Below are 14,585 nucleotides of genomic sequence, written 5' to 3'. Positions count from 1 at the left end.
GCGCGAGCTGGCAACGTATGCGCACGCGTTGCACATGAAGGTCGTGGCGTTCGGGACGGATTTCACGTGGCACCCGTCGCTGCTGGAAGAGTTTGATGCAACATTGAATCCTGCCGACCCCCGGTTTTGGGATGCCGTACAGGCCAAATACCGGCGGCTGCTCGAGGCCATGCCCGAGCTGGACGGCGTATGCACGTTTACGGCAGACGAGCAGCAATACCGGGGAAACTACAGGACGTTCGACGTGCTACACGGCGGTGAAGGGTGTGACTGGGACCTCGCAAAACGGTATCGGACATTTGTCACGAAGATCTGGGATGTCGTCGTGGGCGAATACGATAAGCTGCTCCTGCTCCACACATGGTCCACCAACATGTACGAGCAGCACTCCCAGCCCGCCGTATACCGGGCAGTTTTCACGGACTCCGTTCCCACCCGCAATCTTTACCTGTTCCCCAGCTTCACCCAAAACGACCGTTGGTGGTTTCAAGCGTATAACCCGACCATCAACCAGACGCCGCATAACACCATGGTCGTGTGCGAAACCATGGACTACCACGCCGGCGGCACCCTGTTTCCGACATTTCCCGGCCCGTACTTCCAAGCGGGGCTGGAAACCATGATGGACGTCAAGAAGAGCAACCTTAAAGGGATCAGTTTAGACCTGCCCGCGTCGGACGACTGGCAGACGCGCTGCCTCACTGCCTACTCGGTGTTTCGGTTGGCTTGGGACCGCCACGAGGATGTTCGTCAGATCGCGCGGGATTTCGCCTCCATCCATTTCGGACCCCCTGCGGCTGAAGCCATGGCGGATCTTCTAATGATGTCCCCGGAGGCATATGCGTACGGGCTGTACCCCGAACCGGCCGCGTACGGCCAGTTCAATTCATTGCCGCATATACGGGTGGGGCAGTTCATCGCCGATGGGTATCCGCAGATCGACGGCGGCAAGGAGCATATCGAATTCCTGCGCATGCTTCATCTGCGGTGTAAGCCGTGGATTCCGGAAACGCTTATGTATCTTGACCATGGCTTGGAGACGGCCCGGGCAATGAGCGAAAGGTATTTGTCGGTGCGCGACCAGATAGCGGATACGCAACAGGCGGAGGAAATTGGACATGCCGTCGACTTGACCCGGCTCCTGGTCGAGACGAACAACCGCTATTTCAGGACCATTTTCGCGTTCTTCGCTTATCGCGAGGTCACCAACGAGGCGAACAGAAGCCGGCTTGAGGCGGCCTGCTCGGACCTCTTGGAATCGCGCAATGAATTTGCGGCCGCTCCAGGGTTCCGCTACGAGCTCTTCGGCGTGGACCAACTGCTGCTGAATGCCGGGCAGGCGCTTCGCGACCCAGTCATGGCGGAAAAAGCGCTCGCCGACGCGCCAACCATGGACGAGATCGAGGCTGCCGTGGCCCGCGAACAGGCCGCCTACCGAACGGTGGCCGACAGCCGCGTGGCGCAGATGGTGAAGGTCCTGCATTGGCGAGGTAAAGTCGACGGCGAGGATATTTTACGTGTCTGCGGGTCCGAGGTGACCGTGGAGCATCTGCGGTGGGACCCGCCGCAGGTCGAACGCTGCGATGCCGTGGCGGAATTGCCGAAGGGAGTAGTGACGGTTGTCCCCGTGGACACGGTCTCAAGACCCCTGCGGCCGTTTGTGCTGGAGCAACCTTCCGAGCAAAACGGTTACGTTGCAGCGATCTATCTGGACGACCGCCCCGGAGGCGGGGACTGGTGGGAATTCGACCTGTACTACGTGCCGTGTGAACCCGCCGAACTGGGTCTCCGGTCAACTCTGAAGTCTGGTCTCTGAATGTGTAGCGTCGCTGAGTAAGTACTGTCACCGTTTGTAGTCGCCATTTATGACGCAAACAGCTTCTGACCGTTTTTGAGAAACGTCGGCAACAGACCGGAATCTCCACCCCAGGTGGGCACTGAGGCCGCAACGCCATTTGACGGCGCAAGACTTACAGACTAGATTCTATTGAACGTAGTCCTTGACAAGGTCAGACCGAATCCTATTGCGGGCCTTTCAGCAACGTGAACAGGGGGTTGCCAAGTAACCGAGGAGCACGAATATGAATGCCATTCTTCTCATTGCAGCTTCGGTCGTGTGCGGCGCGGCAGGTTTTGAGGAACGAACGGCTCTTGCCCAGACTCTTGATATCGGCGAATCCGCGCCGGACTGGCTGGTGGACTCGGAGACATACATTATCGGTGCAAATGTTCAAGATTGGGTTTCGCTCGCGGAATCGAAGGTGGCGTTTATAACGCACTGCCCGGTGAACCGGGACTTCTTCGCGCGATGCCATGCTCTGGGAATCCGTTGTTTCCCGTACGTCACATTCTATCAGGGCTTTGCGAGTCAGACCTACGAGGATTTGAACCTCAAGGACCATCCCGACTTCATTGAAATCGATGCCGAGGGCAATCTGAAACGAACGGGATTCTGGGAATCGGAAGACGCCAAGAACATGTACACCACGTGTCCCAATGTTCAGGGTTATCAAGACGCAATGGTAGCCTGGGTGACGCGAATCATGGAATTCGGCGCCGACGGGGTCTTCGTTGACAACCTCGGCAGCCGTGGCGAATGTTTCGGGCCGAAGTTCAACAAACACCAGCATCTCTATGATGACCAGAACCACGCGTTTGCCATGCTCCTGAAACGGGTGCGCGAGGTCGTCAAACAGTTCAAACCGGACGGGGCGGTTCTCGGGAACTCGGCAAATCCGCCCTCGCTGCCCCGGGAGTTCTGGAAGTACCTGGACGCGGAAATGCTGGAATCGTATATCTGCACATGGGTGAGCAAAGAGCGCTGGTTTGACTGGGAGACGCACTGGCACAAGGCGGGCATTGACCTGCAGGATTTCGTGCGCTCCGGCAAGCAAATTCAGGCCCTGAGCTACCTGGGACACACGCCCTACGGTGTCCGGGAGGATGCCTTCTTCTGCTATGCAAGCGCGCGGCTCGCGGGGTTCGTGTGGAGCGGCGGCTCGCCGTCCGACCCGGAGGTTGCGGACCTCTACCGGCTGCGTTTGGGCAGACCTGTTGCGGAGGAGCAGCAACAGAACGGCTTGTACTATCGAGTGTTTGAACGGGGAATGGTTGTAGTGAATCCCGACAAAGAGAAGCCCGGCGAGATGGAACTTCTTCCGCCCATTCCAAGCGCGCGCCTCTTCGATATCTTCGGGGGGGGAGCCCAACACTGGGATACGTCCGGTCCTCAGGGATATGTATTGGACACCAAGAACGGCCACAGCGGTAATCACAGCATCGTCTGCACCACGGCGAGTGTCTCGGAAGCCGCGGGAGCCGTTCAGACGGTGCAGTTAGGTCAGGCCACCCCCGCGCCGATCACCATCAGTGGATGGAGCAGAGCGGAAAACGTGAGTGGCGATGCAGACGCCAACTACTCGCTTTATGCAGATGTTGTCTACAATGATGGCAGTCCACTCTATGGTCAAGTGGCGCCCTTCGACACCGGCACGCACGATTGGCAAGCCAAAAGCGTAACGATCCACCCGGAGAAGCCTATCCACAGCATTACGTTGCATGCTTTGCTGCGGTACAAGACAGGCAGAGTGTGGTTTGACGACGTCTCGCTCGAGTCGGCCGAACTACAGTTGCTTCGCAATGGGGGATTTGAAGATAGAAGTAACGAAGGTCGTATTCTGGACCTGTCCAAAACGCGAAGGCTGCACGTACCAAGCTACTCAGGCAGAGTTTATCTGTTCGTCCCGGAAAACAAGGACGAACTTGGCTCTACGGGGCCGAAACTCACCGTTGTGACATCACCGGCTTTAGGGGAGGTGCGGTTTCGCATCGACGGCTTCGACTACTGGACGCATAGCGGACGGTGGACAACGGAATATGTGCTTGGGCCGATGTTTGGAAAGTTCCAGATAATATTTGATGCGCCCGGCCCCCACACCATTGAGATTGTCGACGTTGTACCCGCTGACATGAAAACTCCCAACGGGTACGGCGGCGGAGAACGGCTCGGCCAATTCATGGACCCCTCGAATCCGACGCAAGCCAGCGAAGGAAAAAGATTCCGGTTCCGCGAGTGGGAGGGAAGAGGGAACGATCCCCGAATCCGTCTCGATGTCTTGGAGGATACGACCGTGTCGGCGCTCTTCGACGTTGAGACGGGCAAATAGCGTATGGTCAGAACATTTGATGGAGTTGCTGAACAGTTCTGGTGACGCGGATTGGGACTGACCAGGGTCAACAAGGTAACGGGACGCAGTAGGCGGTACGCAGACAACTGCAAAAAAAGTCGGAAATCTTGCGCGAGCGTCTGTATGCATCTCCTCCAGGTCCCATTTCCCCCCCTCGCTCCCCCTCGGCCTTCTCCGCACGCGCTGGCTGGCCGCGGTTACTCGATGCCCCGACGGACGGGTTGCCTCGCTCGCTCCGGTAGCGGAAAACCGGTTGGGGGCGGCGCCCTCCCGAATCAGCACGCACACGGCCGCCACGTTTCATGATCACACCGCTGTTGAGAATCGAAGTTGAAAGGCAGCGTTTGGCGCTTCAGACACAACGCCTACTTGCCGGCTTTGAATCGCAACTGGAACACAGCCTTGGCCTGGAAGTCAGGCGAGTCGTCGTCCAGCCCGGTCCCGACACCGAGTCCCGCGGTGAAGTTTGGTCCGAAATCGTGGGAAAGACCCAGCTCAAGGAGGTTGGCGTCATCTGAGTCTTCGTAGTCTTCTTCATGAGACAACGCGGTTGTCAGGCTGGTGGCTTCGGTAACGTTGAAAGAATAGCCGAGGGCTGCGCCGAACCTGAATTCTTTGTCGGTAGATTCGTGCGAGGAGAAACAACCATGGTGGTCTTCTTCTTCAACGTTGTCGTAGAAGCCCGTAAGATTCAGATGGAGGGCGTGCTTTTCTCCCGTGCCCAGGGGCTGCGTAATCCGAAGCTGGGCCTCGCCTCCCAACCCTTCGCTGTCTTCGCCCGTTGGGAAGTTCAGCCGCAACTCGCCGCCGACCATCGTGGACTCTGAGTCGGGGTTAAACACGCCCTCCATGAACAGGCCAACATCGCTCAATTCGCCGTTGTCCTCTTCCTCGAAGACAAACGGAACGGAAACACCCAGTTTCAGGTGCCTGTTCAGTCCGATGGAGATTTCGGTTTCGGATTTCCACTCATTCTCGCCCGTATCCATGTACTGCACGCCTTGTTCGACGGCGATCTCGTGTGGCGTGACAGGGTCGGCGGGTTCAATTACGGTTGGTTCAATAGCCAGTGCCGCCCAAGGGAAAAGCGCAATCGCAGCCAAGGCGGCCAGCAGATACAGCGTTGGCGCATGGGTCTTCATGGAGGAACTCCTTCCTGCGTTTGTTCTTCATTGATAGGCATTTATTCTCAATGGTGAATGTTGCGCAAAGGTTTCAGGAACATTGCAGGTTGGGAAGGTTGCCGGCCGGCAACCTTTTGGCAATCCTTCGATAATCATTGAACCCTAGCGTATACTTAAAAGATACGTCGTTTCGGCGCAATCCGTCCGCCGCGGCGTTGTTTCCGCCGAGTCCGGAGGTTCTGATGCGAGTACTTGTTGTGGACGACGATGAGAAGATCTTGTCGTTTCTGGTCAATGGCCTTAAACAGGAAGGTTTTGTCGTAGACGTTGGGTCCGACGGGGAAGAGGCTTGGGGACTGCTGGTTTCGCGACAGTATGACGTGGCAGTGCTGGATATCATGATGCCTAAGATGGATGGGCTCGCGGTCATCCAGAAGGTGCGTGACGAAGGCGTGAAGACGCCGATCCTCATCCTGAGCGCCAAACAGAAGGTAGACGACCGCGTGGCGGGGCTCCGGGCGGGTGGCGATGATTATCTGACGAAGCCGTTTGCGTTTTCGGAGCTGATAGCACGCCTTCAGTCGCTGGTCCGCCGGGCTCAGGGCAGCTCGGAACCAACATTGTACACAGTCGGGGACCTGACGCTGGACGTGCTCAAGCACGAAGCCCGGCGCGAGGGCAAGCGCATCGAGTTGCAGCCGCGGGAATTTGCCTTGTTGCTTTACCTGATGCGCAATGCGAACCGGGTGGTATCAAAAACAATGATCATGGAGCATGTGTGGGGATACGACTTCGACCCCCAGACCAATGTGGTGGAATCGCGGCTGAGCCGGCTGCGAGACAAGATAGACGAGGGATTCACCCGTCCATACATCCATACCATTCGGGGGGTCGGGTATGTTATCCGCACCGAGGTATAGGTTTTTCGACAGCGTCAAGTCGCGCCTGACGCTGCTTTCTGGCGCCATCATCGCGTTCACAACGCTGGCGGCTTTTCTTCTGCTCTACGGATACCTGGCGCACGCACTGCAATCTAACGTGGACCAGGGCCTGTTCGCGGAATTCCGGGAATTTCAATCCATATATCAGGGGGGCGGGCTGGACGCGCTGCGGCGGGAAGTAGCGCTGGAAGAGTCTGCCAAAGGCAAGAGCCAGGTGTTTATCCGGGCGTTTGACGGGAAGGGGGGAGAAGTTCTCACGAGCGATCTCTCGTACTGGAACCCAACGGCTACGACGCCCCCTGACCTCGCTCGTGAAGCCCTGCCGGTCTTTGCCGGTTTCGAAGACACGGGGAGCGGCAGACACGGCCGGTCCATTTACGGCCAGCTTGCGCCGGACCTGTGGGTGCTGATGGGGGTGGACACGGAACACAACGAGATCGTGCTGGCAACGTACCGGCAGCGTTGCCTGGAGGTGTTTGCGGTATCGCTTCTGGCGGCGTTATTCGCGGCTTGGTGGATAGCGCGGCGGGCGATGCAGGGCGTGCAGGCCCTGACGGCCGTGGCGGAGGACATAACACGGGGAGAGATGACCCGCCGAATCACGAATACGGGGCATGGGCGGGAAATCGACCGGCTGGGGCAGGTTTTCAACACGATGCTGGCCCGAATTGCGACGCTTATCCAGGAAGCCAAGGGGTTGAACGACAGCATTGCGCATGAACTCCGCAGCCCGCTGACGAGAATTCGTGGCGTCGCAGAAATGGCCATTACAAACGGGGCTACGCTCGAGCAGCATCGGGAGACGGTGGCCGAGATCGTCGAGGCGTGCGACGGACTTCTGGCGATGGTCCACTCGATGCTTGCGATTTCCGAGATGGAATCAGGCGTGGCCCGGCTTGATGCAGAACCGGTAGATTGCGCCGCTCTGGTTGCGGACAGCTGCGAATTGTTTGAGCCGGCCGCCGAAGACCGAGGAATCAAGATGAACGTGGAGATAGCAGGGCCGGCGGAGGTGTTCGGCGACCGGGGCCGGCTGCAGCAGGCGGTGGCCAACCTACTGGACAACGCGCTCAAGTACACGAGCTCAGGGGGGGGCATCAATATACGAGTAACGCATCAAGGTGACGAGGTGCTGATCGTTGTTGAAGATACGGGAGTCGGCATTTCCAAGCAGGATCTGCCACATATATTTGAACGCTTCTACCGGGCTGACCGCAGTCGCTCAAAGCCGGGCAATGGCTTGGGACTGGGCTTGGTGCAGGGGATCGTAAAGATGCACGATGGGCGGGTCGAAGCCCGCAGTGTGCTTGGGCGGGGAACCGTGTTCAATGTGCACTTGCCTGCGATGGATTCGCAAAACATTGCCAAGGGGCAATGATTGCGCAAGGCCGCGGCAATACTGCCGCCGTAAATTGACTTCTGTCTTCTTGAGATGCGAACTGGGGTTCTTGATCGATTTGCCTCGTATCGGACAGGTTAGGCTGCGGCACGATGGAGAATGACAAGCGGCTGGTCTTGATTGTTATGTTGACCGTCCTGGTCAGTGGCTGCGCTACCGTGCGCCCGCAAGATAACTACTCGCAGGCCAGCGCCATGATCCGCGCGCGAACAGGCAGTGATGATGTTTACGATCCTTCGAGTGAATCGGAGGTCATCCAGAAAGTGAACAAGCTGTTGGAGGGTGGCCTGACCGCGGAGGAAGCGGTGAGCGTCGCCCTTCTGAACAACAAGGCGTTTCAATCGCAATTTCAGGAAATCGGCGTTTCCCGGGCCGAACTGGTTCAATCGGGCCTGCTGACGAACCCCACCTTGATGTTAAGTGCGCGTTTTCCGGAAGGCGGCGGCCGTTCTAACCTGGCGTTTGGGCTGGCCCAGGATCTGATGGAGATCTGGCAGCTCCCCGTGCACAAACGGATTGCACGGGACCAATTGGAACAGGCTGTAATGACTGTCGTGCATTCCGCCGTTGACCTCGCGGCGCAGGTGAAGATCGCTTACTGCCAACTGTGTGTTGTGCAGGAAAACGAGAAGGTGGTAGCGGAGAACGTAGCGTTGCTTAAGCGTTCGGCGGACTTGGCGGAGAGCCGGTTCAACGCGGGCGAGTCCACCATCCTGGATCTCAACCTAGTCCGCTCGGACGTCTTGCAGGGAATGATCAACCTGGAGTCCGCCCGCCGGGACGCAAAGGTCAATGCGGCGGCGCTCGAGCACCTGCTTGGCTTGGCAGCGGATCAGGCGGAAGTGAACCTGGTTGATACGCTGCCGTCGTCCGCGGAACCAATTCCCGATGATCAGGCGCTGATCGAGTTGGCGTGGAAAACACGGCTGGACGTGCGCGTCGCATCGCTCGACATGGATACGGCCGCCAGGGAAATCCAGCGGCAACGACGCGCGGCGCTGCCGGGTGTGTCGCTGGGTATCGAGGCGGAAAGGACGGAAATGCGTGCCCCGCGAAGCCTGAAACCGCCAGCGAGCGAGTTTGATTTCACCAATCCAAGCCAGGCCCTCCAAGATTATGCCTTGCAGCAATTCGAGGCGCACCGAGACCGCGAATTGGAGAAGAGTCAGAATATCGACCTGTTGCTGGGACCCAGCCTCGAGCTGACCCTGCCTGTCTTTGACCAGAACCGTGCCCAGATAGCTAAGGCGCGATTCCAGTTTGCACAGAAGCAAAAGGATTACGAGGAGCTCTTGCTGGAGGTGGTCGAGGAAGTGCGGCGGGCTGCGGCGACGGTTCGGGCTTCCCAAGAGTTGCTGCGGGTGTCGCTACAGGAAGCCGTGCCACTCGCCGGAAAAAACGTGGACACGGCCCAGCGGATGTATGAAGCAGGCGAGGAGACGGTGCTGACCCTGTTGCTGGCGCAGCAGAACCTCAACGAACAACGCCAGGCCTCCATCACGGTAGCGGGCGATTACGCTGTGGCCCTGGCTGATCTGGAGAAGGCGGTAGGTGGGACGTTGGCCGGCCTGCCGGACCAGCCGCCGCCACAAGGGGCGTCGTCTGACAATGCCAAGGGAGCGGCACGCTGATGTCGCTTCTTTCCGCTACGCCAGGCGCAGAGCCCCGCTCGAGCTACGTGGTGCGTCACAGGAAGATCATCCTGTTTGTGTCGCTGGTCTTGTGCCTCGTCGGGGTGTATGCGGCGTTTCGTATGCCGGCGGCCGTATTTCCGCAGACGGACTTTCCCCGCGTGGTTCTTCTTATTGACAACGGAGTGATGCCCGCCGACGAGATGATGGCGACGGTCACTCGGCCGATCGAAGAAGCCATGAAAGGCACGCCGGGCACGATCACCATCCGCTCAACCACGGGGCGCGGTTCGGCCGAAGTAAGCGTGTATTTTGACTGGAGCACGGACATGGTCCAAGCGGAACTGTACGTGCTGGGACGGCTGTCGCAAGTTCGGAACGAGCTGCCTGCCACGGCCGAATACACCGTCGAACGCCTGACGTTCTCGTCGTTTCCCATCATCGGGATCAGTCTGACCGGCCCGTCGCATGCCATTACGGATTTGTGGGAACGGGCAGAGTATGACATCAAACCACGGCTACTGCGCCTCAAAGGCGTGGCCCGGGTTGATCTGGTGGGAGGCAAGGAACCGGAATATCACGTCGTGGTGGACCCGACCCGGCTGAACGCCCATCACCTCGCCCTCACACAGGTAACGGACGCCATCAAGCAGACAAACGTGTTCACGCCGGCCGGCCTGCATGAAGAAAACCGCCAACTCTACCTGGCCATGGTGGATGGGCGGGTGAGGAAACCGTCCGAGATTGAGGACATCCCGGTGGCTTGCGAAAACGGCGCACCGGTTCTGGTAAGAGACGTTGCGAAGGTCGAACGGGGCGCGGCCCCCAGCTACAAGATTGTTTCGGCGGACGGCGTCGAAGCGGTCCTGCTGAACGTATACAGCCAGCCGGGCGGCAACACCGTCGCGATTGCCGACGCACTGCACGAAGAACTGAAATCCATTCGGTTGAGCCAACCGGCGGATATAAATCTGGCACTGTTTTACGATCAGTCCCTGTTCGTGCGCGAAGGTTTGAGGAGCGTCTGGGAAAGTATCGCGTTTGGGCTGCTGTTGTCGGTGGCGGTTCTATATCTGTTCTTGCGAAGTGCCAAGACGACGCTGGTGGCCATCGTAGCGATTCCGGCCTGCCTGCTGATGACCGTGGCCGTGATGTACGGGGCGGGAATGAGTTTCAATCTGATGACGCTGGGGGGAATCGCGGCGGCCATAGGGTTGATCATAGACGATGCCATCGTCGTGGTCGAGGCCATGTATACCAAGCAGTGCGCTGGCCACAGACTGCGGGAATCGATTCAGCTCGTGATTCATGAAGTGGGCCCCGCGTTGGTGGGGAGCACCATAACGCCCGTTGTTGTGTTCCTTCCGCTGGCGTTTCTGGATGGCGTGCCGGGTGTGTTTTTCCGGGCGCTGGCATTTACGATGGCGGTGTCGCTGCTGATATCGCTGTTCCTGGCTCTGACACTTACACCGGTGCTGGGCATCTATCTGTTTCGGGGGCGCGTGGGCGAGACGCGTGACGAGTTGGAGCAGGGTGGGCCGGTTCTGCGGCGCATCATCGGAATATACGAACGCGTGGTGCGGCAGTCCGTGAGACACGGTGCCACAGCCCTAGCCTGTATGGTGATGGTGGTGACGGCCGGTATCCTTATTTACAGGAATACCGATAGCGATTTCCTGCCAACGATGGAGGAAAGCGCGTTTGTCCTCGATTATGTCAGCCCCGCCGGGACGAGTCTGTCTGAAACAGATCGAATGATGCGGCATATCGAACGAATCCTCTGCGAAACCCCGGAAGTCGAGAGTTATTCGCGGAGGACGGGCGCCGAGTTGGGTTTTGCCGCGACAGAACCCAACACCGGCGATTTCCTCGTCAAGCTCAAGCCGGACCGTCAAAAAACCACCGAGGAAGTCGTCGAGACCATTCGTGAACAGGTTGAGGCGTCCGAACCGGCACTCGAACTCGAGTTTCCCGGCATCTTGGCCGACTTGATTGGTGACCTCACCTGGTCGCCTGAACCCGTCGAAATCAAAATCTTCAGCGCGGACGCCGAGACACTGAGATCGCTTGCGCCTGAAATAGCGGAGAACATTGAACAAATACCGGGCGTGGTAGATGTCAGTGCCGGGTTGATCGTGGCGGGCCCGTCTTCAGTCTTCAGGGTAGTGCCGCCGGCAGCGGCGCGAGCGGGCTTCACGGCATCGCAACTGGGCGAAGAGGTCGAGACCGCGCTGGAGGGGGAAGAGGCGTCGTACGTGCTCGAGGGCGATCGCGTGGTGGCAGTCCGGGTAGTGGCAGACCCAGCGTATCGGCGGCGGGAACAGGACATATCGCTGATGCCGTTGAGGTCGCAGGAGGGGACGCGTGTCACCTTGAATGACATCTCCAATCTTGAGCATGAGGCGGGGCTGCTCGAGATGCATCGGGAAGACCAGCGGCAGTTTGTCGCCGTCTCTGGGCGATTCTCCGGCATCGACTTGAGGGGCGGTATTGCAGCCATCAAAAAGGCCATCCGTGAGCACGTCCAAATCCCGTCCAACGCCAGCATCGAGTTTGGGGGCCTGTACCAGCAGCAGCAGGAATCGTTTGCCAACCTCACACGTGTCCTCATCATGGCGGTCTTGCTGGTGTTCGCGGTTCTCGTGTTTGAGTTTGGGACTCTCCTCCATCCGCTGGCCATCGTGACCGGCGCGGTGTTGGCGCTGCCGGGTGTTGTGGGCGCGCTGTGGCTGACGGGCTTGTCCATGAACATTGTCTCGTTTCTCGGGGCCATCATTGGTTTTGGAATCGTAGCCAAGAACGGCATTCTAATGTTGGACTTCGTGGAACAGCTCCAGCGTAGGGGCCTGCCGCTGAACGAGGCGCTCGTACAATCAGGCCGGCGCAGGTTACGGCCGGTGTTGATGACGTCATTGACGGCGTTCCTCGGCCTGCTGCCGCTGGCGTACGGTGTGGGGGCCGGGGCCGACATGCTGCGGCCGCTTGCGGTGGGCGTTATAGGAGCCCTCTGTGTCTCGCTCGTTCTTTCGCTGGTGGCAACACCCACGGTCTATTACCTGCTTGTCCGGACGTTGGGCCGGACGCAGGGCAGGAGGAACTACGCGTGAAACGTCTTGTTCTAATGGTCGTTCTTGTCTTTCCGGCGCTACTCTCGGCCTGTGGGGCTACGACCACTAAGAGTGACGAGGAAGAAATACAGCCAACGGCTGTAGTCCAAGTAACCACAGCACACACCCAATCAATTTGGCCGACGCTCAACATGGTAGGAACGCTCGTGCCCATACCGGAACAGACCGCCGTGCTGTCGTCGGCCATAGCGGGTCTGGTGCAGACGGTGAACGTGCATGAAGGCGCCAAAGTCAAGGCCGGCCAGGTACTGGTGGTGCTTGATCACCGCGCACACGACGCTGAACTGGATAAGGCCAAGGCGGCGCTGAAAGAAGCAGAGGCAAGTCTGGCGATGGTGGAAGGGGGACCGTTGCCGCAAGAAATCGAGGTCGCCCGGCAAGAGGCGTACAACGCCGAAGCGGGTGCGGAATCGCAGCGAATAAAGCTGAAAGCGCTCGAACCGTTATTCGAGAAAGGCGAAATATCCAATGTTCAGTTGGAGCAGGCCAAGGCAGCGGCCGCAAGCAGCGAGGCGGCCGCTAACGCCGCACAACAACGGGCAAAGCTGGCCCAGAGTGGTTCCCGCCAGGAGATGATCGACGATGCCAAGGCCAAGCTGGCCGGAGCCCAGGCGGAAGTGGCAGCACAGGAATTGGCCGTTGAACAGTGCTTGATACGATCGCTTATCGACGGGGTAGTCACAAGGCTCTCAGCGCGCCAGGGGATGTACGTGGAACAGCCGACACCTCTGGGGGAAGTGATCGACCTTTCATCGTTGTTTGTGCAGGTGCGGGTGCCCTCGAAATACCGGGGACAAGTGCAGGAAGGAGCCAAGGCGACAGTCAGGGCGAACTGGCTGGGCGAACAGACGTTCGAAGGGAGGCTAGAGCGGCTTTCCCAAGAGGCAGATGCCCAATCCGGGGATACCGATGCGTTTGTGCGCGTGGATAATCAAATGGAAATGCTTCAGCCAGCGCTCAGTGCATCCGTCGTCATTGAACTACCCGAGATCCCCGATACCCTCGTTGTTCCGGTAGCCGCGGTGGCCGATCGCAACGGTATGGCCATAGTTACCGTGATACGCGATGACAAAGCCTACGAGACAGAAGTCCAAACCGGCGTACGGACACTCGATGCGGTGCAGATCGTCGGGGGGCTGACCGCTGGTGAAATCGTGGCCGTTGAAGGCGGCTACGGCTTGCCCGACGGATGTCCCGTGACAATAGAAGAAGGAAGCGAGAAGTAGCCGCGGTTTTCCTGCGTGATGAAAGGAGGCCGTCCTGAAAAAGCTCGTGTCAATCACCAAAGAAAGAACAGTGAGAAGGTCTCTTCTGGAGGCTGTCTACCACATCAGGGGGCTTCTGATTGCTCCGCCTTACCTCTTTCTGTGCCTTGTCTTCTGGGATGAATGCGAAATCGACTCCATAGTCTTGCCTGCCGGGTTAACCGTCTTTCTGGTCGGCGTGCGCCAGCGCCAGCGCTGTACGCAACACGTGACATCGTTGCCAATTGAGACGCCTCAGACGTCACAGTAACGTTTACAAGCGTTGGATCACAATCCATCTCCGCCCTGGGGCTGGTAGAAACGCTGCCGCCGGGCTGGACCTTCGAGAGCTTCGTTGACGCCTCCGAACCGCCTGCCATCGCGCCCATCCAGGGCGACTCGGGCGAGCTGAGCTTCGTCTGGATCTGGCCGCCTGCGCTGCTCGCTCACCTGACCTGGCGCATACGCTCAGACTCAGGCAAGACAGGCGTGACCAGCCTTGCGGGCAAGGCACTGTATCGCACTACCGTCGCTGAGCAACAAGCACAAGTGGTATACGAACCGGGGGGCTCCGCAGATGGACACGAACAAACGCCTTCCGACGGGCCTGGCGAGGATGAGTCCCCAACAGGCATAAGGGGCGACGTAAACAGCGACGGCAAGGTCGATGCAGTCGACCTGCAATTCGTCATCAACGCCGCGCTGGGTATTCCGGGGACACATGATTGCGACATCAACGGCTCAGGAAGGGTCGACGCAGCCGACGTGCAAACAGTAATCGCCCTCTCCCTCAGTTCCGGAGGAGAAACCACAGGCGACGGGTGAGATCTTAGCCGCCGGGTGGCAGGTGAGAGAACAACTGCCCGTCGTTGAGGGGGTCCGTATGCCCAAGGGGCCAACGCTGGCACGACAAACTACGCTTCACGGGATG

The 14,585-nt window shown here is 58.9% G+C and carries 10 protein-coding genes; 9 read left to right on the top strand and 1 reads right to left on the bottom strand.

The genetic code is table 11. The features are described from left to right. Both PLJ71_20885 and PLJ71_20880 read left to right on the top strand, forming a co-directional pair. Nucleotides 1–1,816, top strand: a 1,816-nt coding sequence (locus PLJ71_20885; protein ID HQM51150.1) for a hypothetical protein, incomplete at its 5' end; no start/stop codon positions are given. A 265-nt stretch (nt 1,817–2,081) separates the two neighbouring features. After that, complete coding sequence (locus PLJ71_20880; GenBank protein HQM51149.1) at nt 2,082–4,166, top strand: putative glycoside hydrolase; 2,085 nt, start codon at nt 2,082–2,084, stop codon at nt 4,164–4,166. A 386-nt stretch (nt 4,167–4,552) separates the two neighbouring features. On the opposite strand, the gene PLJ71_20875 is transcribed toward PLJ71_20880, so the two are convergent. After that, nucleotides 4,553–5,329 (bottom strand): transporter, encoded by a 777-nt coding sequence (locus PLJ71_20875; protein HQM51148.1) that lies wholly within the window; start codon nt 5,327–5,329, stop codon nt 4,553–4,555. 224 nt (nt 5,330–5,553) lie between these two features. Here PLJ71_20875 and PLJ71_20870 point away from each other — a divergent pair, with 224 nt between their 5' ends. From PLJ71_20870 to PLJ71_20840, 7 genes are all read left to right on the top strand, one after another. Beyond that, nucleotides 5,554–6,231: a response regulator transcription factor gene (locus tag PLJ71_20870; protein HQM51147.1), complete on the top strand. Its 678-nt coding sequence runs from the start codon at nt 5,554–5,556 to the stop codon at nt 6,229–6,231. Then, nucleotides 6,209–7,630, top strand: coding sequence for an ATP-binding protein (locus PLJ71_20865; GenBank protein HQM51146.1), 1,422 nt, complete (start codon nt 6,209–6,211; stop codon nt 7,628–7,630). The genes PLJ71_20870 and PLJ71_20865 overlap by 23 nt, the downstream gene beginning before the upstream one ends. A 113-nt stretch (nt 7,631–7,743) precedes the next feature. Beyond that, nucleotides 7,744–9,282, top strand: coding sequence for a TolC family protein (locus PLJ71_20860; protein HQM51145.1), 1,539 nt, complete (start codon nt 7,744–7,746; stop codon nt 9,280–9,282). Next, nucleotides 9,282–12,389, top strand: a complete 3,108-nt coding sequence (locus PLJ71_20855) for an efflux RND transporter permease subunit (GenBank protein HQM51144.1) — start codon at nt 9,282–9,284, stop codon at nt 12,387–12,389. Before PLJ71_20860 ends, PLJ71_20855 begins: the two co-directional genes overlap by 1 nt. A 14-nt stretch (nt 12,390–12,403) precedes the next feature. Next, entirely contained in the window at nt 12,404–13,636 is a 1,233-nt protein-coding gene (locus tag PLJ71_20850) for an efflux RND transporter periplasmic adaptor subunit (GenBank protein HQM51143.1), read from the top strand. 70 nt (nt 13,637–13,706) lie between these two features. Then, nucleotides 13,707–13,925, top strand: a complete 219-nt coding sequence (locus PLJ71_20845; GenBank protein ID HQM51142.1) for a hypothetical protein — start codon at nt 13,707–13,709, stop codon at nt 13,923–13,925. A 218-nt stretch (nt 13,926–14,143) separates the two neighbouring features. Beyond that, on the top strand, nt 14,144–14,479 hold the full coding sequence (locus PLJ71_20840) for a dockerin type I domain-containing protein (GenBank protein ID HQM51141.1): 336 nt from the start codon (nt 14,144–14,146) through the stop codon (nt 14,477–14,479). The last annotated feature ends 106 nt before the right edge of the window (nt 14,480–14,585 follow it).

The organism is Candidatus Hydrogenedentota bacterium, from assembly GCA_035416745.1.
GTDB lineage: Bacteria > Hydrogenedentota > Hydrogenedentia > Hydrogenedentales > SLHB01 > UBA2224.
Note: the sequence above shows the minus strand (reverse complement) of the source record. Positions and strands in the feature narration are given on the sequence as shown.